The 21,831-nt window shown below is 72.2% G+C and carries 19 protein-coding genes and 1 pseudogene; 9 read left to right on the forward strand and 11 right to left on the reverse strand.

What is annotated here, in order from left to right:
- Window positions 1-55: 55 nt before the first annotated feature.
- Window positions 56-814 (reverse strand): FadR/GntR family transcriptional regulator, encoded by a 759-nt coding sequence (locus tag N6H00_RS24965; protein WP_268974062.1) that lies wholly within the window; start codon window positions 812-814, stop codon window positions 56-58.
- 229 nt (window positions 815-1,043) lie between these two features.
- Here N6H00_RS24965 and N6H00_RS24970 point away from each other — a divergent pair, with 229 nt between their 5' ends.
- The 6 genes from N6H00_RS24970 to N6H00_RS24995 all read left to right on the forward strand — a co-directional run bounded on the left by N6H00_RS24970 (window position 1,044) and on the right by N6H00_RS24995 (window position 7,312).
- Window positions 1,044-2,411 (forward strand): MFS transporter, encoded by a 1,368-nt coding sequence (locus N6H00_RS24970; RefSeq protein WP_268974063.1) that lies wholly within the window; start codon window positions 1,044-1,046, stop codon window positions 2,409-2,411.
- A 158-nt stretch (window positions 2,412-2,569) separates the two neighbouring features.
- On the forward strand, window positions 2,570-4,333 hold the full coding sequence (locus N6H00_RS24975) for a dihydroxyacetone kinase family protein (RefSeq protein ID WP_268974064.1): 1,764 nt from the start codon (window positions 2,570-2,572) through the stop codon (window positions 4,331-4,333).
- Window position 4,334: 1 nt separating this feature from the next.
- A complete protein-coding gene (locus N6H00_RS24980) occupies window positions 4,335-4,808 on the forward strand; it encodes a ribose-5-phosphate isomerase (RefSeq protein ID WP_268974065.1) in 474 nt (157 codons plus the stop codon).
- Window positions 4,808-5,632, forward strand: a complete 825-nt coding sequence (locus N6H00_RS24985) for a triose-phosphate isomerase family protein (RefSeq protein WP_268974066.1) — start codon at window positions 4,808-4,810, stop codon at window positions 5,630-5,632. Before N6H00_RS24980 ends, N6H00_RS24985 begins: the two co-directional genes overlap by 1 nt.
- Before the next feature lies 1 nt (window position 5,633).
- Complete coding sequence (locus N6H00_RS24990; protein ID WP_268974067.1) at window positions 5,634-6,440, forward strand: sugar phosphate isomerase/epimerase family protein; 807 nt, start codon at window positions 5,634-5,636, stop codon at window positions 6,438-6,440.
- On the forward strand, window positions 6,440-7,312 hold the full coding sequence (locus tag N6H00_RS24995) for a phosphogluconate dehydrogenase C-terminal domain-containing protein (RefSeq protein ID WP_268974068.1): 873 nt from the start codon (window positions 6,440-6,442) through the stop codon (window positions 7,310-7,312). Before N6H00_RS24990 ends, N6H00_RS24995 begins: the two co-directional genes overlap by 1 nt.
- An 87-nt stretch (window positions 7,313-7,399) precedes the next feature.
- Here the strand turns inward: N6H00_RS24995 and N6H00_RS25000 are convergent, their stop codons facing one another.
- Together N6H00_RS25000 and N6H00_RS25005 are read right to left on the reverse strand one after the other, a co-directional pair.
- Window positions 7,400-7,600, reverse strand: a complete 201-nt coding sequence (locus N6H00_RS25000) for a DUF397 domain-containing protein (protein ID WP_268974069.1) — start codon at window positions 7,598-7,600, stop codon at window positions 7,400-7,402.
- An 18-nt stretch (window positions 7,601-7,618) separates the two neighbouring features.
- Window positions 7,619-8,473, reverse strand: coding sequence for a helix-turn-helix domain-containing protein (locus tag N6H00_RS25005; protein WP_268974070.1), 855 nt, complete (start codon window positions 8,471-8,473; stop codon window positions 7,619-7,621).
- 189 nt (window positions 8,474-8,662) lie between these two features.
- Between N6H00_RS25005 and N6H00_RS25010 the strand changes: the two genes are divergently transcribed.
- Window positions 8,663-9,007 (forward strand): hypothetical protein, encoded by a 345-nt coding sequence (locus N6H00_RS25010; protein WP_268974071.1) that lies wholly within the window; start codon window positions 8,663-8,665, stop codon window positions 9,005-9,007.
- A 532-nt stretch (window positions 9,008-9,539) separates the two neighbouring features.
- Here N6H00_RS25010 and N6H00_RS25015 read toward each other — a convergent pair.
- A complete protein-coding gene (locus N6H00_RS25015) occupies window positions 9,540-9,878 on the reverse strand; it encodes a hypothetical protein (protein WP_268974072.1) in 339 nt (112 codons plus the stop codon).
- Window positions 9,875-10,354 (reverse strand): hypothetical protein, encoded by a 480-nt coding sequence (locus N6H00_RS25020; protein WP_268974073.1) that lies wholly within the window; start codon window positions 10,352-10,354, stop codon window positions 9,875-9,877. Before N6H00_RS25020 ends, N6H00_RS25015 begins: the two co-directional genes overlap by 4 nt.
- 200 nt (window positions 10,355-10,554) lie before the next feature.
- Here N6H00_RS25020 and mfd point away from each other — a divergent pair, with 200 nt between their 5' ends.
- Complete coding sequence (mfd, locus tag N6H00_RS25025) at window positions 10,555-14,100, forward strand: transcription-repair coupling factor (RefSeq protein ID WP_268974074.1); 3,546 nt, start codon at window positions 10,555-10,557, stop codon at window positions 14,098-14,100.
- Window positions 14,101-14,187: 87 nt separating this feature from the next.
- Here mfd and N6H00_RS25030 read toward each other — a convergent pair whose 3' ends face one another.
- The 5 genes and pseudogenes from N6H00_RS25030 to N6H00_RS25045 form a co-directional block, all read right to left on the reverse strand.
- Window positions 14,188-14,532: a helix-turn-helix domain-containing protein gene (locus N6H00_RS25030; RefSeq protein WP_268974075.1), complete on the reverse strand. Its 345-nt coding sequence runs from the start codon at window positions 14,530-14,532 to the stop codon at window positions 14,188-14,190.
- Window positions 14,529-14,651 (reverse strand): hypothetical protein, encoded by a 123-nt coding sequence (locus N6H00_RS40585; RefSeq protein WP_443073029.1) that lies wholly within the window; start codon window positions 14,649-14,651, stop codon window positions 14,529-14,531. Before N6H00_RS40585 ends, N6H00_RS25030 begins: the two co-directional genes overlap by 4 nt.
- Window positions 14,648-15,043 (reverse strand): annotated as a pseudogene (locus tag N6H00_RS40590) (type II toxin-antitoxin system RelE/ParE family toxin); the annotation flags it as partial. The pseudogene N6H00_RS40590 and the gene N6H00_RS40585, both read right to left, overlap by 4 nt.
- Before the next feature lie 326 nt (window positions 15,044-15,369).
- Window positions 15,370-16,893, reverse strand: coding sequence for a PucR family transcriptional regulator (locus N6H00_RS25040; protein WP_268974076.1), 1,524 nt, complete (start codon window positions 16,891-16,893; stop codon window positions 15,370-15,372).
- A gap of 127 nt (window positions 16,894-17,020) precedes the next feature.
- Window positions 17,021-18,691: a hypothetical protein gene (locus N6H00_RS25045; RefSeq protein WP_268974077.1), complete on the reverse strand. Its 1,671-nt coding sequence runs from the start codon at window positions 18,689-18,691 to the stop codon at window positions 17,021-17,023.
- 372 nt (window positions 18,692-19,063) lie between these two features.
- Here N6H00_RS25045 and N6H00_RS25050 point away from each other — a divergent pair, with 372 nt between their 5' ends.
- Complete coding sequence (locus N6H00_RS25050; RefSeq protein WP_268974078.1) at window positions 19,064-19,426, forward strand: DUF1330 domain-containing protein; 363 nt, start codon at window positions 19,064-19,066, stop codon at window positions 19,424-19,426.
- A 473-nt stretch (window positions 19,427-19,899) separates the two neighbouring features.
- On the opposite strand, the gene N6H00_RS25055 is transcribed toward N6H00_RS25050, so the two are convergent.
- Window positions 19,900-21,795 (reverse strand): gamma-glutamyltransferase family protein, encoded by a 1,896-nt coding sequence (locus N6H00_RS25055; RefSeq protein ID WP_268974079.1) that lies wholly within the window; start codon window positions 21,793-21,795, stop codon window positions 19,900-19,902.
- Between the last annotated feature and the right edge of the window lie 36 nt (window positions 21,796-21,831).

Genomic DNA, 21,831 nt, shown 5'->3' on the forward strand with positions numbered 1-21,831 from the left:
GCCGTGACGAAGGTGAAGGCGCCGCCGCTCTCCTTCACTCCGCCGCCGTGGTGCCCTAGGCCCCCTTGGCCTCGTCTCGCTCCTCCGCGCTCAGCGAGGACCACAGTCGCTCGCTCGCGCAGTGCATGTGGTCTGCCATGGCCCGCTCGGCGGCCTCGGGGTCGTGGTCGCGGATGGCCTGGAGGATCGCGGCGTGTTCCTTGAGGGTGCCGGCCACCGTGCCCTCGATGTCTCCTGCGCGCTCCATCCAGACCTGGAGGAGTGAGCGGATGCTGTGCAGGATGTCGCTGAGTACGGAGTTGCGGGCGATGGTCGCCGTTTCCAGGTGGAAGGCTATGTCGGCGTCGATGAACGCGTTGACGTCGCTGCCGGCCTCGCGCATGTGCTCCAGATGGGCTTCGAGGCGTGCTGTGTCCGCGGGTTCGGCGCGCTCGGCGGCGAGGCGGGCGGACATGCCCTCCATGAAGGTGCGCACCTCGACCAGGTCGTGGGTGCGGCGCTGGCCGAGCATCAGGCCCCAGTTGATGGCGCGGGGCAGGAACTCCGAGGTGCCGGCCCGGACGTAGGAGCCGGAGCCGGGGCGGATCTCGATGATGCCCAGGACGTCGAGGGCGGACAGCGCGCCGCGGACGCTGGAGCGGGCCACGTTCAGCGCCTCGGCGAGCTGGCGCTCCGCGGGGAGCCGGGTGCCGGGCTGGAGGTGGCCTTCGGAGAGGTGGTCCAGCAGCCGCTTGGCCACCTCGCTCACCGACGACTCGCGGACGACGGGGCGCAGCAGGGCGGTGAAGTTCGGCTGCTCGGACTCAGCGCTCACGTGGCGTTCCCCTTAGCGGTCGGGCTGGACACACCAGTACATCACCCCTGGCGGGCGGGGAAGTCCCCGGCCACTGACTAAGCGTTTGGCGGGGTTCTGTCAAGAGGCCTTTGGCCTGCGATAAAAGCGACGCTCATCACTTTGGTTAATTGGTGACCAATTTTCGATGAGTGACTAGCGTGAGGCGCACTCCACCGGACAACGCTGTCCCGCCCAGTGAGGAGCCGCCATGGGCACCCCTGCCGTCACCCCGGTCGCGACGGACGTCGAGAGATCGGCGATCAAGAAGGTCGCGGTCCGTCTCGTCCCGTTCGTCGCCCTGATGTTCTTCGTGAACTTCCTCGACCGGACCGCCGTCTCCTTCGCGGAGCCCAATGGCATGGGCGAGGACCTGGGGCTCAGCGCGGCTCAGTTCGGGCTGGCCTCGGGCGTCTTCTTCATCGGCTACATCCTGCTGGAAGTGCCCAGCAACATGGCGCTGCACCGGTTCGGTGCCCGCCGCTGGCTGGCCCGGATCATGGTCACCTGGGGAATCGTTTCTCTTGCTTTCACCTGGGTGAACTCCACCGAGCAGCTGTATGGGCTGCGCTTCCTGCTGGGTGTCGCCGAGGCCGGGTTCTTCCCCGGCGCGATCCTCTTCCTCAGCCAGTGGGTGCCGGCCCGCCACCGCACCCGGATCCTGGCGCTGTTCTACCTGGCCCAGCCGCTCACCACGGTGATCGGGGCGCCGCTGGCCGGACTGCTGATCAACCAGCACGGCGCGTTCCTCGGCCTCGAGGGCTGGCGCTTCATGTTCCTCGGCGTCTCGGTGCCCGCGATCCTGCTCGGCGTCATCGCCTGGTTCTACCTGATCGACCGCCCGGCCGACGCCACGTGGCTCACCGCCGCGGAGAAGGACTGGCTGACCGGCGAGCTGGCGCGGGAGAACGACGAGAAGACGGCCGGCCACGGCGGGCGCGAGGGGATCAAGGCGGCGTTCGCCAGCGGCCGGGTGTGGGTGCTGTCCCTCATCTACTTCGGCTTCATCTACGGCCTGTACGCCCTGGCGTTCTTCCTGCCCACCATCATCAGCGGTTTCGAGGACGAGTTCGGGACCCACTTCAGCGTGATGGACAAGGGGCTGATCACCGCCATCCCCTATCTGCCCGCCGCGATCGTCCTGTTCTTCTGGTCCCGGCACGCCACCCGGCACGGGGTACGTGCCTGGCACGTGGCCGGACCCGCGGTGGTCGGCGGCGTGAGCATCCCGCTGGCCCTGTCCATGGGCTCGCCGACCGCGACCGTCGCGGTGATCACCGTCACCGCCTGCTCGATCTTCGCGGCGCTGCCCGCCTTCTGGTCGCTGCCCTCCCGGTTCCTCACGGGAGGCGCCGCGGCCGCCGGTATCGCCCTGATCAACACGGCCGGGAACGTCGCGGGCTTCGCCGCCGGCTACATCACCGGCTGGCTGCACGACCTCAGCGGCTCCTACTACCTGCCGCTCTTCCTCGTCGGCGGCTTCATGGTCCTGTCCGCCGTCCTGATGGTCTGCCTCGCCGCCCGCCGCGGGCCCACGGCCCCCGCCCCCGAACAGGAGCTGATCACCGCCGGGCACTGACCCCTCGCCCGCGACCCCAGCCTCCCCCCCCCCCCCCCCCCCCCCCGCGCGACGCCCCAGCCCCAGCTCCAGCCCCAGCTCCAGCTCCAGCGCAGAGCGCCTGCGACGCACCGCCCCCCGCGCACCGAACACCCCGCAGCCCCGGGAGACCGCCAGCCATGACACGACTCTTCAACAACCCAGCCGCCTTCGCGGACGAGGCCCTGGAAGGCTTCGTCGCCGCCCACCGGCGCCTGGTCCGGCGCGTCCCCGGCGGTGTCGCCCGCGCCGCCGCCACCGCCCCCGGCCAGGTGGCCGTGGTCGTCGGCGGCGGTTCGGGCCACTACCCGGCCTTCTCCGGCCTGGTGGGGCCGGGCCTGGCGCACGGTGCCGCGGTCGGCAACGTCTTCGCCTCGCCCTCGGCCCAGCAGGTGGCCCAGGTGGCCAAGGCGGCGCAGGCCGGCGGCGGGGTGCTGCTGGCGTTCGGCAACTACGCGGGCGATGTGCTGCACTTCGGCCAGGCCGCGGAGCGCCTCACCGCCGAGGGCATTCCCTGCGCGACGCTCGCCGTGACCGACGACGTCTCCAGCGCCGCCGCCGGGGAGTCGGAGAAGCGGCGCGGGGTCGCGGGCGATCTCGCGGTGTTCAAGACCGCCGCCGCGGCCGCCGAGGCGGGGCTGCCCCTGGCCGAGGTGGTCCGCCTCGCCGAGCTGGCCAACGCCCGGACCCGTTCGTTCGGCATCGCCTTCTCCGGCTGCACCCTGCCCGGCGCGGACGCCCCGCTGTTCACCGTCCCCGACGGCCGGATGGCGGTGGGCCTGGGCATCCACGGTGAGCCGGGGCTCGCCGAGCGCCCGGTGCCCAGCGCCGACGAGGCCGCCGAACTGCTCGTCTCCACCCTGCTCGGCGAACTGCCGGAGGGCGTGGACAGCCCGCGCGGACAGCGCGCGGGCGTGATCCTCAACGGTCTGGGCTCGGTCAAGTACGAGGAGCTGTTCGTCGTCTACCGCCAGGTGGCCCGGCTGCTCGCCGAGGCGGGCGTGGAAACCGTCGACCCCGAGGTGGGCGAGCTGGTCACCAGCTTCGACATGGCGGGCGTCTCGCTCACCCTCTTCTGGCTCACCGATGAGCTGGAGCCGCTGTGGACGGCCCCGGCCGACGCCCCCGCCTACCGCAAGGGCACGGTCGCCCCGGCCGTCACCACCGCCGAGCCGCTCGCGGACGCGGACCTCGCCGAGGAGACCGCCGTCCCCGAGGCGAGCGAGCCCTCCCGCGCCGCGGCCCGCACCGCCCTGGCGGCGCTGGAGGCCATCGAGACGACCATCCGGGCGCACGCCGAGGAACTCGGCCGCATCGACGCCGTCGCCGGCGACGGCGACCACGGCATCGGCATGCGGCGCGGCTCCGAGGCCGCGCGCACGGCCGCCCGCCAGGCCCTGGAGCGGGGCGCGGGCGCCGGCACCCTGCTGCACCACGCCGCCGACGCCTGGGCCGACCGGGCCGGCGGCACCTCCGGGGCGCTGTGGGGGGTCATCCTGCGGGCGCTCGGCACGGCCCTCGGCGACACCGAACGGCCCGACGCGCACGCCGTCAGCGTCGGCGTGGACGCCGCCGCCGACGGGGTGATGCGGCTCGGCAAGGCGGAGACCGGCGACAAGACGATGGTCGACGCCCTGGTGCCGTTCGCCGACGCGCTGAGCGAGGCCGTCGGCCAGGGGGCGCCGCTGACCGCCGCCTGGGACACCGCGGCCACCGCCGCCGACGCCGCCGCCAAGGCCACCGCCGAACTCCTGCCCCGGCTGGGCCGCGCCCGGCCGCACGCCGAGAAGTCCCTGGGCACCCCGGACGCGGGTGCGGTGTCCCTCGCCCTGATCGTCCGCGCTGTGCACGGCGCCCTCGCCCACGCCACCCCCGCCGCCGACTCCACCGCCAAGAAAGGCTGAGATGAACGACAAGCTCCGCATCGTCGTCGGATCCGATGACGCCGGGTACGACTACAAGGAGGTTCTGAAGAAGGACCTGGAGGCCAGCGAGCTCGTGGCGTCCGTCACCGACGTGGGCGTGGACGCCGACGGGCACACCGCCTACCCGAAGATCGCGATCGCCGCCGCCGAACTGGTGGCCAAGGGCGAGGCCGACCGGGCGCTGCTGGTGTGCGGCACCGGACTCGGCGTCGCCATCGCCGCCAACAAGGTCAAGGGCATCCGGGCGGTCACCGCCCACGACAGCTTCTCCGTCGAACGCGCCATCCTCAGCAACAACGCCCAGGTGCTCACCTTCGGCCAGCGCGTCGTGGGCCTGGAGCTGGCCCGCCGCCTCGCCAAGGAGTGGCTCACCTACCGCTTCGACACCTCCTCGGCCTCGGCCGCCAAGGTCGAGCTGATGTGCGCCTACGAAGACGAGGGCACGGCCGCCTGATGTCAGCCCCAGCCCCTTCCGGCCCCGCCGTCACCATCGGCGTCAGTCTGAAGATGTACTTCGGGCACCACCAGACGCTCAACTGGTGCCGTCGTATCGCGGCCATCGCGGAACGGCACCCGGCCGTCACCGGCGGCCTCGTGGAGACGTTCGTCCTGCCCTCCTTCCCGACGCTGGTCCCGGCCGCCGGGCTGCTCGCCGGGACCGGGGTCCGGATCGGCGCCCAGGACCTGAGTGCCGAGGAGCCCGGTGCGCTCACCGGCGAGGTGAGCGGCGCCCAGCTCAAGGAGATCGGCTGCGGCTACGCCGAGGTGGGCCACGCCGAGCGGCGCCGCCTCTTCCACGAGGACGAGACGGTCGTCGCGGCCAAGACCGCCGCCGCGCTGCGCCACGGCCTCACCCCCGTGCTGTGCGTCGGCGAGCCGGAGCGCACCGACGCCGGCCGGGCGGCCGAACGCTGCGCCGCCGAGGTCGAGTCCGCCCTCGCCGTGGCCGGCCGGGCCGGGCTGCTCGGCCCGCTGATCGTCGCGTACGAGCCGCAGTGGGCCATCGGCGCCCCCGAGCCCGCCTCGCCCGAGCACATCCGCGCCGTGTGCACCGCCCTGAGCACCCGGCTGGCGGAGCGGCCGGAGCTCGCGGGCAGCCGGGTCGTCTACGGCGGCAGCGCCGGACCGGGCCTGCTCACCCGGCTCGGCCCCGAGGTCGGCGGGCTCTTCCTGGGCCGCTTCGCCCATGACCCGGGCGCGTTCGAGACGATCCTGGACGAGGCGGCGGCCCTGCACGGGACGGCCCTGCACGGGACGACCGTGGCGGGGGTGGCGTGAGATGGCCCTCGGACTGAGCACCTACGCCTTCTTCTGGCAGATCTCCGCAAAGCCACCCCGGCCGCTGACGGTGGAGGACATGCTCCGGCGCACCCATGACCTGGGCGTCGGCCTCTTCCAGATCTGCGACTACCCGCTGATCGAGACCTTCTCCGACGAGCGGCTCGCCCAGGTGCGGACCACCGCCGACTCCCTCGGCATCCGGCTGGAGCTGGGCACCCGTGGCGTCCGCCCCGGCCACCTGCGGACGTACCTGGAGCTGGCGGAGAAGCTGGGCGCGACCTTCGTGCGCTCCATGCTGAACACGAACGACCACCGGCCGACCGTCCCCGAGGCGGTCGAGCTGCTGCGCGAGGCGGTGCCCGGCTACGCCGAACGGGGGGTCACCCTCGGCCTGGAGACCTACGAACAGGTCTCGACCGACGACCTGCTGGCCGTGGTCACCGCCGTCGACAGCCCGCACCTGGGCGTCTGCCTGGACCCGGGCAACAGCGTGGCCCGCCTGGAGCGGCCGGCCGACGTCATCGACCGCACCGCCCCGTACGTGGTCAACGTCCACGTCAAGGACTTCGCCTTCACCCGCCGGGACGGCTGGGTCGGCTTCACCTTCGCCGGCTGCCCGCTCGGCGAGGGGCTGCTCGACTACGACCGCATGATCGCGGCGGTCCGCCCGGAGGAGAAGGGCGTCAACCAGATCGTGGAGCACTGGCTCCCGTGGCAGGGCGGCTTCGAGGAGACCGCCCGGCTCGAAGACCAGTGGACACAGCACAGTGTCCGCACCCTGAACAAGCTGATGAGGAGCACCTGATGGCCACCCCCGCCACAGAGACCACGACCGTCGCCGTTATCGGCGCCGCAGGAAAGATGGGCCTGCGCGTCTCGGCGAACCTGGAGAAGAGCGACTTCCGCGTCCTGTTCAGCGAGAACTCACCCAAGGGCCAGGAAGTCCTCGCCGAGCTGGGCCGCGAGGTCATCGACTCCGCCAAGGCGGCGGCCGAGGCCGACGTGGTCATCCTCGCCGTCCCCGACCGCGTCCTCGGCGCGGTGTCCGAGGCGCTGGTCCCGGTCATGAAGCCCGGCTCGGTCGTCCTCACCCTGGACCCGGCCGCCGCCTACGCGGGCCTGCTCGCCCGGCGCGACGACGTCGCCAACGCCTGTGCGCACCCCTGCCACCCGTCGGTCTTCCTGGAGCGCACCACCAAGGAGGAGTGGGCCGACACCTTCGGCGGCATCGCCGCGCCGCAGGAGGTCGTCGCGGCGTTCGAGTCCGAGGACGCGGCGGCGCGCGAGCTGACCGAGACCGTGATCCGCACGATGTACGCGCCGGTCGTGGACGTCCACTGGGTGACCGTCAAGCAGCTGGCCGTGCTGGAGCCCACCCTCGTCGAGACCATCGCCTGCATGGTCGGCGCGCTGCTGACCGAGGCCCTGCACGAGACCGTCCACACGGTGGGCGTCCCGGAGTCCGCCGCCCGCGCGATGCTCCTGGGCCACACCCAGGTCGCCCTCGCCAACACCCTCAAGGGCGACAACCCGTTCTCCGACGCGTGCCTGATCGCGATGGACTACGGCCGGGAGTCGATCGTGCGGGACGACTGGAAGAAGGTCTTCCAGGACGACGAGCTCGACAAGGTCATCACCCGGATGCTCAAGATCAAGGAAATCCGCCGCGCGGCGTGACGCTGCGCTGTGCGGTACGCGGTACGCGGTACGCCCCCGGTCCCGGTGCGCTCACGGGGGAGCGCACCGGGACCGGGGGCGATGCTCTTAGCCGGCGGTGAGGCGATCGAACGCGCCGGCCTTGACGGCGCGTATGAAGCCGCCGAACGTGACGGGGGTGGTGGCGAGGACGACCTCCGGCTCGTCGCTCTCGCGCAGCCGTACGGTGTGGTTGTCGCCGGTGGCGACGTATACGCAGTTCCCCGCGTTCGGGCTGTAGGACGACTTTCGCCAGTTCTCAACGGACACGCGCGTTCCTTCCTTGGTTCAGATGTCCCGTGCGATGCGGCGGATCATGTCGCGTGACTCGGCGGGCTTGAGGGCGCAGGTTTCCATGCGATCCAGTACGTTCCGGTACCGGGCCAGTTGCGGCTGGGCGTCCAGGAACTCGGAGCCGTGGTCCGAATCGAGCTGGACGGTGTCGAGTCGTGGGACCTCTGCGCCGAGGTAGATGATGCCCTGCCCGGACATGGGAAAGATTCCCCCACCGAAAGGGACCACCTTCACGGTGATGTTCTCCCGCTCGCTCATCTTGATCAGGTATTCGAGCTGGGCGCGGGCCACCGCTGACCCGCCGAAGCCCATGCGCAGAGCGGCCTCATGGACGATGGCCGTCAGCGGGGTCGGCCGCTCTCCGTAGAGCACCGCCTGGCGCTTGACTCGGAACGACACACGGTGCTCCACCTCATGCAGTGCCAGCGCGGGCAAGGCGTCACTGATGAGTGCTCGAGCGTGTTCTGTGGTCTGCAGCACCCCGGGCATGTGGAACACGGACACGATCCGCATGTACGTGGCGTGGTGCTCAAGTTCGGCCAAGTCGAGCATGCTTGCGGGGAGCATCTCGCGGTACTCCTCCCACCACCCTCGGGTCCGCCCACCGGTCATGCCCGTGAGCGCCTCGATCAGCTCCTCGTCAGTGCATTCGTAAAGCCGGGCCAGGGCGCGCACCCGATCGGCGCTTACCGCGTAGCCGCCTGCCTCGATGTTGCTGATGCGCGATTGGGTGGCGCCGAACAGCTCACCGGCTTGTGTCGCGGACAGTTCCACGCCCTCACGGAGGCGGCGCAATTCGGTGCCGAGGCGTCGCTGCCGCACGGTGGGCGGGAGTTTGAGCCGGGCCATTGTTCGTCTCTCCTTGCTTGGGCATGCCCCGGATATCACCCGATCGAGGGGTGTTGGGCTAGGAAGAACCCAGGTGATGGACTGTAGTCCAACGCGGACCGTACGGTGTAACTCACCTGATCGGTCAGGGTGTTGCCCCGTAGGTGATCTGCCACCCTGCCCAACTCCTCCTCCTGACGGGAGACTTCCGTGGCCACCGTAGCCCCCCAAGACCCCAGCTCAACGCCGTTCGATTTCGGCGCATTCGACAACGAGGTGCGCGCACTCGTACTCGACACCGCGCCCCGCCTGTTCGCCGTGGTCCAGGAATACGACCGGGGAACGGAGTACGCGGACGGCCATGTCGCCGCATGGGGCATGGCGTACGACGACGGCACCGCATACGTGATCGGGGTGGGCGGCACCGTGGCGATGTCCCTCGGGTCGCCGGAGCGGGCGCTGTGGCACTACGGCCGCCGTAAGGGGATCTTCGCGCGGCTGGTGTGGCTCGACCCGGGGGCCGGTGCCACCTTCGCGCGGGCCGAGGCCGCGTGAGGGCGGCGGGCGGATCTGCCGGGGACGCCCTCCGTAAGGGCGTGATCCCCGGCGAGCCGTGAGACGTACGGCGTACCCATGAGCCGGGGCTGTTCGGCTCGGTCGGGTGCGGCGCCGTCTCGCGCCTTCGGCGCCATTGAGCAGCGGGGCAGGGGGCAGGGGGCGCGGCGCCGTCGCCGTCCGCCGGGCCGCTGGGGGTGCGGGCCGGTGGCGGCTTCCGGGCTCGGCGGCCGGGGAGCCCTCCGGACTACGGGTGGAGCCCCTCCCGGTACCCCCCCAAAAAAGTGCTTGATCTGACGCAACTAATTTGTCAATCAGTTTCCAGAGGGGTACCCCACCCCCCACCGACCCGGCAGTCCGGCACCGGCCCTTGCCCCCGAGAACGGACGCCGCCACCGGCGCCCGCATCCACGGGCCCGGCGCACGGCGGCGGCGCCGCGCCCCCCAACCCCCGCCGCCGCTGCTCAATCGCGCCGAAGGCGCGAAACGGCGCCGCGGCCGAACACACCACCCATCGCCCAACCCCGCCGCCTCACGCAGCCGGCAGGTAGGTCGTGGTCGCCCATGGAGGAAACGCGGTGTCCACGAGATACCAGATGCGCCCCCCGCCGGTCACCTCTATCTGCCATTGTTCGCAGGTCTGCCCCCGGTGCGTGCCGTGCGCCAGGCTGCCCTTCAATCGATGGTGCCTCGCTGTCTCGGCCACTGGGTTCGGGTCTGTGCGCATGATGACCCAAGCGCGGTAGGTGTTCTCGCGCGCCTGCTGAGCGAGGCTCTCCCAGCCCTTGGCCGAGGCCGCGTCCGCGAAACGGACCTCCCAGTGATCTTCCGGTGCTGGTGGTGCGGCCCGGTCTCCGCGGCCCGCGGTCATGCGATGTCCCGCGGGTCCGGTGCCGGTCCGTAGTCCTCGCCGTGGTCCCTGGTCAGCGCGGCCAGCAGCTCCGGGTCGGAATAGATCTCGGCGGTGTGCTGCCACGCGATGAGCATCTGTGCCACGGACGCGCTGTTACCGACCGAGTCGGCGGCCCGCATGGTGTCGACCAGTTCGACGGCAAAGGCGTGGAGGTCGGCCTCAGGTAGGAAGCGGACCCAGGGGAACGCGTCCGGCAGTATGTCCAGGAGCAGCTCCATGCTGCCGGGCTCCCGGTGTGCCATCGCGGTGAGCATCCGGGTGGCGGCCGAGACCACGGTCTGGTCCTGTTCGGCCCGTGCCGCTGTGGTGAGGACCAGATCCTCGCCGTCTCTTCGGCGCAGGAGCAGCCGTGGCGATTCTTTGAGCCGGGCAAGTGTCTGCTTGTTCTTGTTCACCAGCTCGGAGAAGTTCACGGCGGTGTTCTCGGTTGCCATGACTTTGAAATTACTTCGAAACCCCCTGCTCCGCCATGATCCGCGTTCGTCGTCACCCGAAAGGGGGTGGAGTCGGCCGCTCCGGCGGAGACTGTGCCCGGCGCGGGCTGTCGGTGGGTGGCCGTACTCTGGAAGACCCCCGGCCCGTGAGACGTGTCGGGTCGTTCGCGTTGTCCGCCTCCGGGATGGAATACCCCTTTATGAGCCTCACCGGTCTGCTCGACGCCGTCGTACGGGACCCCGCGCTCGCCGAGGCGGTGCGCGGTGCCGCCGACGGCAATCGTCACCACGTCGATCTGGTCGGGCCGCCCGCCGCCCGGCCGTTCGCCATCGCCGCGCTGGCCCGCTCCGCGGGCCGTCCCGTGCTCGCGGTGACCGCCACCGGCCGGGAGGCGGAGGATCTGGCGGCCGCGCTGCGGTCGCTGATGCCGCCGGGACTCGAAAACGCGGTGGTGGAGTACCCGTCGTGGGAGACGCTGCCGCATGAGCGGCTCTCCCCGCGTTCGGACACCGTCGGACGGCGGCTGGCGGTGCTGCGGCGGCTGGCCCACCCCAGCGCGGACGACCCGGCGGCCGGTCCCGTCTCGGTCGTCGTCGCGCCCGTGCGGTCCGTGCTTCAGCCGCAGGTCAAGGGGCTGGGAGACCTGGAGCCGGTGAGTCTGCGGGCCGGGCAGACCGCCGATCTGGAGGAGGTCGTGGACGGGCTCGCGGCCGCCGCGTACGCCCGGGTAGAGCTGGTCGAGAAGCGCGGCGAGTTCGCCGTGCGCGGCGGCATCCTGGACGTCTTCCCGCCGACCGAGGAGCATCCGCTCCGGATCGAGTTCTGGGGCGACGACGTCGAGGAGATCCGCTACTTCAAGGTCGCCGACCAGCGTTCCCTGGAGGTCGCCGAGCACGGGCTGTGGGCCCCGCCCTGCCGGGAGCTGCTGCTGACCGAGGAGGTGCGGGAGCGGGCCGCGGCCCTGGCCGAGGCCCATCCGGAGCTGGGCGAGCTGCTCGGCAAGATCGCCGAGGGGATCGCGGTCGAGGGCATGGAGTCCCTGGCCCCCGTGCTGGTGGACGACATGGAGCTGCTGCTGGACGTCCTCCCGGCGGGCAGCATGACGGTCGTGGCCGACCCGGAGCGGGTGCGCACCCGGGCGGCGGACCTGGTGGCCACCAGCCAGGAGTTCCTCCAGGCGTCCTGGGCGGCCACCGCCGGGGGCGGTGAGGCCCCGATCGACGTCGGCGCGGCCTCGCTGTGGAGCATCGCGGACGTCCGCGACCACGCCCGTGAGCTGGGCATGATGTGGTGGTCGGTGAGCCCCTTCGCGGCCGATGAGGAGCTGGACGCCGACACCGTCAAGCTCGGCATGCACGCCACCGAGAGCTACCGCGGCGACACCGCGCGGGCGCTGGCCGACACCAAGGGCTGGCTCGCCGACGGCTGGCGCACCGTCTATGTGACCGAGGGCCACGGCCCCGCCTCCCGCACCGTCGAGGTGCTCGGCGGCGAGGGGATCGCGGCCCGGCTGGACGGCGACCTCACCGAGATCAAGCCGTCCGTGGTGCATGTGGCCTGCGGTTCGATCGACTACGGCTTCGTCGACCCGGGCCTGAAGCTGGCCGTGCTGACGGAGACGGATCTGTCCGGGCAGAAGGCCGCGGGCAAGGACGGGGCGCGGATGCCCGCGCGCCGCCGCAAGACCATCGACCCGCTCACCCTCGAGGCCGGCGACTTCATCGTCCACGAGCAGCACGGCGTGGGGCGCTACATCGAGATGGTGCAGCGCACCGTCCAGGGCGCCACCCGCGAGTATCTGGTGGTCGAGTACGCCCCGGCCAAGCGCGGCCAGCCCGGCGACCGGCTCTACATCCCGACCGACCAGCTGGAGCAGATCACCAAGTACGTGGGCGGGGAGGCGCCGACCCTGCACCGGCTCGGCGGGGCCGACTGGACCAAGACCAAGGCGCGCGCCAAGAAGGCCGTCAAGGAGATCGCCGCCGACCTGATCAAGCTCTACTCGGCCCGGATGGCGGCGCCCGGCCACGCCTTCGGCGCGGACACCCCCTGGCAGCGGGAGCTGGAGGACGCCTTCCCGTACGCGGAGACGCCCGATCAGCTCACCACCATCGCCGAGGTCAAGGAGGACATGGAGAAGACGGTTCCGATGGACCGGCTGATCTGCGGCGACGTCGGCTACGGCAAGACCGAGATCGCCGTCCGCGCCGCCTTCAAGGCGGTCCAGGACGGTAAGCAGGTCGCGGTGCTGGTGCCCACGACCCTGCTGGTGCAGCAGCACTTCGGCACCTTCAGCGAGCGGTACGGCCAGTTCCCCGTCAACGTCCGGGCGCTCTCCCGCTTCCAGACCGACACCGAGGCCAAGGCGGTGCTGGAGGGGTTGAAGGACGGCACGGTCGACATCGTCATCGGCACCCACCGGCTCTTCTCCTCCGAAACCAAGTTCAAGGACCTGGGCCTGGTCATCGTCGACGAGGAGCAGCGCTTCGGCGTCGAGCACAAGGAGCAGCTGAAGAAGCTCCGCGCCAACGTGGACGTGCTGACCATGTCCGCCACGCCCATCCCGCGCACCCTGGAGATGGCGGTCACCGGCATCCGTGAGATGTCCACGATCACCACCCCGCCGGAGGAGCGCCACCCGGTGCTGACCTTCGTCGGCCCGTACGAGCAGAAGCAGATCGGCGCGGCGATCCGGCGTGAGCTGCTCCGCGAGGGCCAGGTCTTCTACATCCACAACCGGGTGGAGTCCATCGACCGGGCGGCCGCCCGGCTGCGCGAGATCGTCCCCGAGGCGCGGATCGCCACCGCCCACGGCCAGATGTCGGAGAGCGCCCTGGAGCAGGTGGTGGTCGACTTCTGGGAGAAGAAGTTCGACGTCCTGGTCTCCACCACCATCGTCGAGTCCGGGATCGACATCTCCAACGCCAACACCCTGATCGTCGAGCGCGGCGACAACTTCGGCCTCTCCCAGCTGCACCAGCTGCGCGGCCGGGTCGGCCGCGGCCGCGAGCGCGGTTACGCCTACTTCCTCTACCCGCCCGAGAAGCCGCTCACCGAGACCGCCCACGAGCGGCTGGCCACCATCGCCCAGCACACCGAGATGGGCGCGGGCATGTACGTGGCGATGAAGGACCTGGAGATCCGTGGCGCGGGCAATCTGCTCGGCGGCGAGCAGTCCGGCCATATCGCGGGCGTGGGCTTCGACCTGTACGTGCGGATGGTCGGCGAGGCGGTCGCCGACTACCGGGCGGCGATCGAGGCGGGCGAGGGCGAGGTCGCGGAGGCGCCGCTGGAGGTCAAGATCGAGCTTCCGGTCGACGCGCACGTCCCGCACGACTACGCCCCCGGCGAGCGCCTGCGCCTCCAGGCGTACCGGGCCATCGCCTCCGCTGCCAGCGAGGACGACATCCGCGCCGTCCGCGAGGAGCTCACCGACCGCTACGGCAAGCTCCCCGAACCGGTCGAGAACCTCCTCCTGGTCGCCGGTCTGCGGCTGCTGGCCCGCGCCTGCGGCGTCACCGACATCACCCTCCAGGGCTCCAACATCCGCTTCTCCCCGGTGGAGCTCCGCGAATCCCAGGAGCTGCGCCTCAAGCGCCTCTACCAGCGCTCGGTGATCAAGCCGGCCACCAAGCAGGTCCTGGTACCCCGCCCGGCCACCGCCAGGATCGGCGGAAAGCCGCTGGTGGGGCGGGAGCTGCTGGCATGGACCGGGGAGTTCCTGACGACGATCCTGGGGTCGTGACGGCCGTCGCGGCACGCCTGGCGCTGGTGCTCGTGTGCCCGGCGCCGGTGTTCAGCCGGGCGGCGCCGGGCGCTGGGCGCTGGGTGCTCAGGCGATGCGGATCTGCTGATCGTCGACTTCGAGTACCAGCGTCAGCCGGGCCCCCAGGGCTTGCGCATAGGCCCGCATCGCCGTGAGATCCACTGTCTTGCCCTGCTCCAACTGGGAGACGCGGGCTTGGGTGATGCCGAGCTGGGCAGCGGCCTGCTGTTGGGTGAGACCGCGCTCCTTCCGCAGCCGCTGCAAGTGATGGCCCAGGAGGTGGGCCTCCTGCTGAAGACGTGCGGCTTCCTTGCGCGCCGCCCACTCTGCTTCCTCGACATCGGGGTGCGCCTCGCGGCGGACGCGCTCGGCCCTCCGCTTGACCTCGTCCCACGAGGTGAAACCGTTCATTCCGTCGCCTTCTCCTTGTGGTCGAGGTACTGCCGGTAGCGCTCCTCGGCGAGCGGACAGCCGTGTCGTACCAGCGCCGCCAACTTCCCGCCTTGTCGCCCGCCACGAGGAGGATGCATTCCCGTTCGGGGTCGAAGACGAAGAGGATGCGCATCTCAGTCCGGCCTGCTGAGCCGGGGCGTAACTCCTTGAGGTTCTTCATCGAGCTGCCGTGAATCACATCGGCCATGGGGCGACCGAGGCTCGGTCCTATGTCCGCCAGCAGCTCGATGGCCTGTTCCACCGAGTCGGCCGAATGCGGATCATGGGCGCACAGGGCGAGGAACCAGTCGGCCACCTCGTCATGGATGTTGATTGACCACGTCACGGACCAGTATAAGCATTTGCTTGTAAAAGCGCTCGCTTGTATTCCGGGGTCATTCCCTCGAACGGGTGGGACCGTACGCAATGAGGACAGGGGCAGGCCGCGCGCGACACCCCCGTCGTCGCGCGCGGACCGACCCCGGCTCATGGGGCCCGGCGGGGCTGGGCCGAGCGTGGTCCGTGCGGGTGGGGGAAAGCGCGCACACGGCCCTCGGGGAGAGGGAGCGAGGGCTCGGCGCGGCCCGTCGTGGCTCCTCCAGGACACTAGGCGGGCGCCGCGCCGGCGGCGAGGAACGATGTGCACAGTGAGGACGCCGGGCGGTTCCCCATCGAACGGTGAACGCCGCGGGAACAGTGAGGCACGGCGGCGAACGGTGAGCGCAGCGGCGCGGTGAGCGCATCGGCGGGGCGGCGCACCAGCACCGGGCCCGGCGCTGGTGCGCCACCCCGGTCGTACGGCTCCCGGCGCCCCTCCTAGAGCGAGCCCAGCGCCCGCATCGCCAGCCACAGCTCGTGCTTCGCGCTCGGCGCGGTCAGCAGGGACCGTCCCAGCGCGTCCTCCGCCCTGGTCAGCCGCTTACGCGCACCCGGCAGCGAGATCCCGAGGGCGGCGGCCGCCGCGGGGAGCCGGGCGTCGGCGCGCAACCAGGCCCGTACGGTCTCCAGGCCGGTCGTCGGCCCGGCCTGTTGCAGGGGGCGCAGCTGGGTCCGTGCCCAGGTCCCGGCGGCGGGTGTGCCCAGCACCGCGTCCAGCGTGGGGGCGGGGCCCGGCGGGGCCAGGGCGCGGGCCGACGCGGCCTGCGGCGCCGGGTGCAGCCGCAGCGCGAGCCAGGCGGCCGACTGCGCGGCCAGGCTTCGGCTGACCGTCACGCCCAGCAGCTCGTCGAGATGGCGGACGCGGGCGGCGAGCGTATTGCGGTGGATCTTCAGATGGCGGCTGGCCGCCCCGCCGAAGCTGAGCCATGAGCCGAGCGTGCCCAGCAGCTCCTGCGGGCCGGGGTCGGCGCGGCGGGCCGGGGCGTACCGCAGACAGGGCGCCAGCAGCTCGTTCGCCCACAGGTACCCCTCCGGGCCGGCCAGCACGGTGACATCCGCGTCGCCGCCGAAGGCCGCACGGCGTCCGGGCGCGTTACGGGCCACCGCCAGCGCGTGGATCGCCTGCTCGTAGGCGATCGGCGTGTCCCGCAGCGCCACCCGCGCGCTCACCCCGACCCGGCACTCGGGCACCAGCCGGACGATCGCCCGGTCCAGCGGTTCCGGGTCCAGCGGGTCCTGGTCCAGCGGTACTTGTTCCGACTCGGGTGGTACGAGCGCGATGATGTGGTTGGGGCGCACCGGACACGGCACGATCCACGCCCCGCCCCCGGCCTCCCGGTCGATCCGCTGGGTGATCTCGGGCCGCCGGGCCTGCGGACACTCGATCACATACACCTGGATCACCGCGGGCAGCGCCGGCCGCAGCGCTCCGGCGATCCGCTGCGCGGCGGGCACGCTGCCGACCATCAGCAGATGCAGCACCGCCTCCCGGCTGTGCCCCTCGGCGGACTCGATCCGCCGGCGCGCCCGTTCCGACTGTTCCAGCCGCCAGCACAGGGCGAGGGTGCGGGAGGCGTCGGCCAGCAGCGTCCCGCAGTGCGGATCGTCCGGTCCGACGACCGCGAGATACGTCCTCGGGTCGGTGTCGAGCGCGATCAGATGCACCGGGGGCCCCTCGCCCCCGCCCAACACGGCGGAGGGCGCCCCTCGCTGGTGCAGTTCGCCGACGGCGTCGGCGGCGCGCCGCGCCACCGCCGGGTCGTGCCCCCCGCCCGGCCCGGCCAGCACCCGGCCCGCGCCCCCGACCAGCACGGCCGGACCCCCGGTGCGCCCGGTCAGCCAGCCGAGGATGGCCCGTACCGCCCCGCGCCGGGTGGCCAGCCGGGCGAGGGCGAGAACGTCATCGGCGCGGTCGGCGCGGTCGGCACGGTTGGTGGGCACGTCGGAGGGCGGGGTGTGCATGAAACAGCACATTAGTTCTGATCGCCTGGGTTTCGGAAAGGGCCCGACCCTGCCTGTGGAAAACCTGTGGAGACGGCGGAGACCACCGGAAGGGACGCGGCTGGGCTCGCCCGGTGTCGGGACCACGTCATCCTGCGGCCCTCGGATCCGCGAGCAGGCCGGGCAGGGCAAAGAGGGCCCGGCCTTGCGTCATGCTGGTGTGCTCGATCCAGCCGCCCGGCAGGGTCAGCGTGTGGTGGCGTAGGCGGCGGCCGGTGGTGCGCATGACCGGGGCGAGGTGGCAGGGGTCGAGTTCCTCGACCAACAGGCTCGGCGCGCTGGTGGGTGGGTTCTTCTTCCCCGCGACGGCGAGCGGCAGGCGCCCGGTAGGTGCAAGGGGCAGCGGCGCCATCCGCCAGATCGGTCCGCGGAGGGCGGACAGGCTGGCCCGGCCGAAGTCGCGTTCCTCAAGCGGGGTCATTGGTTCGCCGTTGGTGCCAGTCAGGCCGCGGAACAGCTTTTCGGCGCGGCCCTGGTTGACGATCTGTCCGGTGTCGATGGTGAAGGTCCGGGAGAAGAACATGCGCGGCGGGTAGCCGGCCCGCTCGAGCGCCGCCGCGTACGCGGCGACCTGGGGGTGGATCTGCTCGCGCAGATGGGCCGCCGCAGAACGGTCGATGGGTTGCAGCTCGTCGGCCTGTGCGGTGAGCGCCTGAAGAATGGCGGCCACATCCGCACCAGTGGCATGGGCGAACTCGTCCCGGCGCCCTAGCCCGCGGGCCCGCTTGCGGGCCAGCAAGGTGTTGAGCAGGGGCCTGGCTGCGTCGGTGTAGCCGGAGTTCGGGCGCACGGCGGTGGCCGGATAGAGGTGCAGGGCGGTGAAGGTGCCGTCGGGGTGGAAGTTGGGATCGGCCGCGAAGTACGGGCCGTCGGCGTTGGTGAATCGGTGCAGCCGCACCGTCCGGGCCCGGTGCGGCACCGAGAGGGTGCCGGTGAGCGCAGCCCGCACCGTGGCGGCCGTCAGCGGAGCGGTGTCGGAGGTGATGTGCAGGTAGGGGACGCCGGGTTGGGAGTAGACCGGCTCGTCCAGACGCTCGATCACGGTCTCGGGCAGCTCACCGTCGGTCCGTTCGCGGGAGATGAGCAGGTGGGGGCCGGTGGCGAGAACGTGGTGGCCGTCGATGCGGGCGTTGGTCAGTTCGCCGATCCCGACGAGGGGGGCGAAGCGGAGCTCACACGCGGCGGTGGCGGCGCCGTGTCCGAGGGCGTCCAGCAGCGGCCGGTACGTACGCAGGGCAGCGGCCAGATCCTCGATATACGCCTGGCGGTCGACGCCGGAGCGGCCGGTGAAGCCGAGGGTGTAGGGGGTGATGGAGAAGCGGATGCCGTCGAAGACGCCGGTGAACTCCTTCACCAGGTGCTGGTGCATGGCGGCCAGTCGCGTGGAGTGGCGGGAGTAGCCGACGGTGGAGATCCGCAGCTTCACGCCCAGGACATCGCGGGCGAGCTGAGCATAGTGGTCGAGGTGGGGGTAGGAGCCGATGTCGTTGTCCAGGTAGGGGAAGACCACGCCGGGGCGGTGGATACGGCCCGAGGCAATGGCCAGACTCCGTTCGTCGGCGACCTCCGCGAGGGCGGTGAACAGGCCGGTCAGCCCCTCTCGGGTCAGGCTCCAGGTGTCGCGGCCAGCTCCTTGCGAGCACATGGCGCATCCGTTGAAGCAGCCGACCTGCGGGGCCAGGTACTGCACGCGGGTGAAGGCGTCGTCGGGCATCTGCCGCAGCTGCTCCAGCAGCCCGGGTACGACGGTGGTGGTCATGACGGTGTCACCTCGCTGGGAGCCGGGGGTGTGTGTGGGAGCGAGCGGGCTCCGCGCCGAGCTGGATGAGCCCGCCCGCTTCTCCGCCATCCCTGAGGGCTACCCACCGACACACCAGACACCACCGGAAGCGCTGCCGCGCCCTTCAACCCGTTCCCTCTGATGCCACTGCGCCGGCTCCCTCGCCGAGGCTGCCCGTGGTGGCCGCCGGCCGGGGCAACGAGTTCGCCGAACACTCCATGCGGGAGGACCTGGGCATCTTCGACTGAGACCCGGGGCCGCCACCATGACCTCGGGGGTAATCGACGCTCCCGGCGCGGCGCGGCAGGCTGATCCGTGTCCGCCGATCTGCCTGGAGCACTTGGAGGAGCCATGCCCGCCGCCTACGCGCTCGCGCATCTGCACGGCCGCAGTCCGCACCCCGACGTCATCGAGTACCTGGAGCGGATCCAGGCCACCCTTGACCCCTTCCACGGCCGGTTTCTCATCCACGGCGACACGCTGGAGGTGGTCGAGGGGGAGTGGCCGGGCAGTGTGGTGCTGATCGAGTTCCCGGGCGGGATGGCGGACGCCCGCGCCTGGTACGAGTCGCCCGCCTATCAGGACATCCTGAGGCTGCGCACCGACCACATCGAAGGTGATGTGGCCCTCGTCGAGGGCGTCGGCCCCGGCTACGACCCGCTGGAGCGCGCCGACAAGCTCCGGGCCGCCCACCCCAGCGGATACGCGGGCTAGCCCCGTCCCGCGAAGCCCCGCGCCGGCCAGCCCAGACCGACGCGCACCGCCACCACCAACGGCGCGCCCCTGGGCGCGGCCCGATGCCGCGCCCCGGGGGCGCGGTTCGGCGGTGCGTAGGTCCTGGGCGGGGGTGTGCCCACCCTGGGCGGGGGTCGGCTCCGTGCCCTCCGTGGGGGTCGGCGCCGCGTGCCCCTGGGTGGGGGCCTGGCGGTGTGTCCCCGCGCGGGGGCCGGTGGCGAGTACCACCTGGGTGGGGGCCTGGCGGCGTGCCCCCGCGCGCGGGGCTCGACGGCGCGTACTGCCGCGCGGGACCCGGCGGTGCGTACGTCCTGGGCGGGGGTCGGGGCGTGCCCACCCCGCGGGGCCTGGCGGCGCGTACCCCTGGGCGGGGGTCGGCTCCGTGCCTGCCCCGGGCTGGGAACGGCGGCGCGCCCCCGTCCGGGGCCCGGGGGCGCGTACATCCGGTGGGGTCAGCGGCCCACCGCGTATCCCTGCGCGCCCCGCGGGTTCGCCGCGGCCAGCAGGATGCCCGTTTCGGGGTCGCGGGCCACCGCGCACAGGCGGCCTTCCGACCAGGGTTCGCCCACCACGACGTCGTGGCCGCGGCGGCGCAGTTCCGCGACGGTGGCCTCGCCGATGCGGGACTCCACGACCACCCGTCCCGCCGTCATCGCCCGGGGGTGGAAGGAGCCGGGGAAGGACTCCTGGTGCCAGTTGGGGGCGTCGATGGCGCCCTGGAGGTCCAGCCCGGAGCGCACCGGTGCGCGCAGCGCGACGGCGAGGAAGAAGTGCGTGCTCCACTGGTCCTGCTGATCGCCGCCGGGGGTGCCGAAGGCCATGACGGGGGTGTCGCCGCGCAGGGCGAGCGACGGGGTGAGGGTGGTGCGGGGGCGGCGGCCGGGGGTGAGGGAGTTCGGCAGGCCGGGGTCCAGCCAGGTCATCTGGAGCCGGGTGCCGAGGGGGAAGCCCAGCGCGGGGATGACGGGGTTGGACTGGAGCCAGCCGCCGCTGGGCGTGGCCGCGACCATGTTGCCCCAGCGGTCCACGACATCGAGATGGCAGGTGTCGCCCCGCGTCACCCCGTCCCGCCCGACGGCCGGGTCGGCGGCAGTCGGAGCGGCGGCAGTCGGGTCGGCGGCGGCCGGGCCGCCCAGCCCCAGGCCCAGGTCCCCTCCGCCGACCGTCGGCTCGCCGCCGCCCGGCCCGGCGGCCGGTCCGCTCGCCCCGGAGGCCGCGCGGGCGACGGCGGCCAGGGCCTGCTTGCTCAGCCGGGGCGTACGGCCCCCGGGGTGGCCGGGGCGCAGTTCGTACGAGGCCCGTTCGCCGATCAGCGTCCGTCGCTCGTCGTTGTACGAGCGGGAGAGCAGCTCCGCGAGCGGCACCTCGGCGGCGTCCCCGTACCACGCCTCGCGGTCGGCCATGGCGAGCTTGCCGCCCTCGATCAGGGTGTGCAGGAAGTCGGGCGTGCCGAGGTCGTCCGCGCCCAGCCCGTCCGGCAGCAGGGCGAGTTGCTGGAGCAGCACCGGCCCCTGGCTCCAGGGCCCGGCCTTGCACACGGTCCAGCCGTTCCAGGAGTGCCGGACCGGCGCCTCGTACGTGGCCTCGAAGGCCGCCAGATCGTCCCCGGTGAGCGTCCCGGCGTGGCGCTGCCCGGACGAGTCCATGGCGGGCCGGGCCGCCGCGTCCGCCAGTTCCTCGGCGATGAAGCCCTCGCGCCAGACCCGGCGGGCCGCCTCGATCTGGGCCTCCCGCCCCGGCCCGGCCGCCTCCGCCTCGGCGATCAGCCGCCGCCAGGTGGCGGCCAGCGCGGGGTTGGTGAGCAGCCGCCCGGCGACGGGGGACCTCCCGCCCGGCAGATACAGCTCGGCCGAGGTCGTCCACTCGGTCTCGAACAGCTCCCGCACCGTCTCGACCGTCTCGCCGACCCGCTCGACCGCGGGATGGCCGTGCTCGGCGTAGCCGATCGCGTACCGCAGCACCTCGGCGAGCCGTTTCGTCCCGTGGTCGCGCAGCAGCACCATCCAGGCGTCGAACGCACCGGGCACCGCCGCCGCGAGCGGCCCGGTGCCCGGGACGAGGTCGAGGCCGAGCGCGGTGTAGTGGTCGATGGTGGCCCCGGCGGGGGCCGGGCCCTGGCCGCACAGCACGGTGGGTTCGCCGCCCGCCGGGGCGAGGATGATCGGCACCTCCCCGGCGGGCCCGTTCAGATGCGGCTCGACCACGTGCAGGACGAACCCGGCGGCCACGGCCGCGTCGAAGGCGTTGCCGCCGTCCTCCAGGACGGCCATGGCGGACTGCGAGGCCAGCCAGTGGGTGGAGGACACCATGCCATGGGTGCCCTGGAGCGTGGGCCGGGTGGTGAACATCCGAGATATCTCCTACGGGGTGCGGGTGATGGGCTC

The organism is Streptomyces sp. S465, from assembly GCF_026898115.1.
GTDB classification, from domain to species: Bacteria; Actinomycetota; Actinomycetes; order Streptomycetales; family Streptomycetaceae; genus Streptomyces; species Streptomyces luomodiensis.

What these genes read in the sequence shown, in the direction of transcription:
- N6H00_RS24970 (WP_268974063.1), top strand. Translation starts at nt 1,044, where the DNA reads ATGGGCACCCCTGCCGTCACCCCGGTCGCGACGGACGTCGAGAGATCG.
- N6H00_RS24975 (WP_268974064.1), top strand. Translation starts at nt 2,570, where the DNA reads ATGACACGACTCTTCAACAACCCAGCCGCCTTCGCGGACGAGGCCCTG.
- N6H00_RS24980 (WP_268974065.1), top strand. Translation starts at nt 4,335, where the DNA reads ATGAACGACAAGCTCCGCATCGTCGTCGGATCCGATGACGCCGGGTAC.
- N6H00_RS24985 (WP_268974066.1), top strand. Translation starts at nt 4,808, where the DNA reads ATGTCAGCCCCAGCCCCTTCCGGCCCCGCCGTCACCATCGGCGTCAGT.
- N6H00_RS24990 (WP_268974067.1), top strand. Translation starts at nt 5,634, where the DNA reads ATGGCCCTCGGACTGAGCACCTACGCCTTCTTCTGGCAGATCTCCGCA.
- N6H00_RS24995 (WP_268974068.1), top strand. Translation starts at nt 6,440, where the DNA reads ATGGCCACCCCCGCCACAGAGACCACGACCGTCGCCGTTATCGGCGCC.
- N6H00_RS25005 (WP_268974070.1), bottom strand. Translation starts at nt 8,473, where the DNA reads ATGGCCCGGCTCAAACTCCCGCCCACCGTGCGGCAGCGACGCCTCGGC.
- N6H00_RS25015 (WP_268974072.1), bottom strand. Translation starts at nt 9,878, where the DNA reads ATGACCGCGGGCCGCGGAGACCGGGCCGCACCACCAGCACCGGAAGAT.
- N6H00_RS25020 (WP_268974073.1), bottom strand. Translation starts at nt 10,354, where the DNA reads ATGGCAACCGAGAACACCGCCGTGAACTTCTCCGAGCTGGTGAACAAG.
- mfd (WP_268974074.1), top strand. Translation starts at nt 10,555, where the DNA reads ATGAGCCTCACCGGTCTGCTCGACGCCGTCGTACGGGACCCCGCGCTC.
- N6H00_RS25030 (WP_268974075.1), bottom strand. Translation starts at nt 14,532, where the DNA reads ATGAACGGTTTCACCTCGTGGGACGAGGTCAAGCGGAGGGCCGAGCGC.
- N6H00_RS40585 (WP_443073029.1), bottom strand. Translation starts at nt 14,651, where the DNA reads ATGCATCCTCCTCGTGGCGGGCGACAAGGCGGGAAGTTGGCGGCGCTG.
- N6H00_RS25040 (WP_268974076.1), bottom strand. Translation starts at nt 16,893, where the DNA reads ATGCACACCCCGCCCTCCGACGTGCCCACCAACCGTGCCGACCGCGCC.
- N6H00_RS25045 (WP_268974077.1), bottom strand. Translation starts at nt 18,691, where the DNA reads ATGACCACCACCGTCGTACCCGGGCTGCTGGAGCAGCTGCGGCAGATG.
- N6H00_RS25050 (WP_268974078.1), top strand. Translation starts at nt 19,064, where the DNA reads ATGCCCGCCGCCTACGCGCTCGCGCATCTGCACGGCCGCAGTCCGCAC.
- N6H00_RS25055 (WP_268974079.1), bottom strand. Translation starts at nt 21,795, where the DNA reads ATGTTCACCACCCGGCCCACGCTCCAGGGCACCCATGGCATGGTGTCC.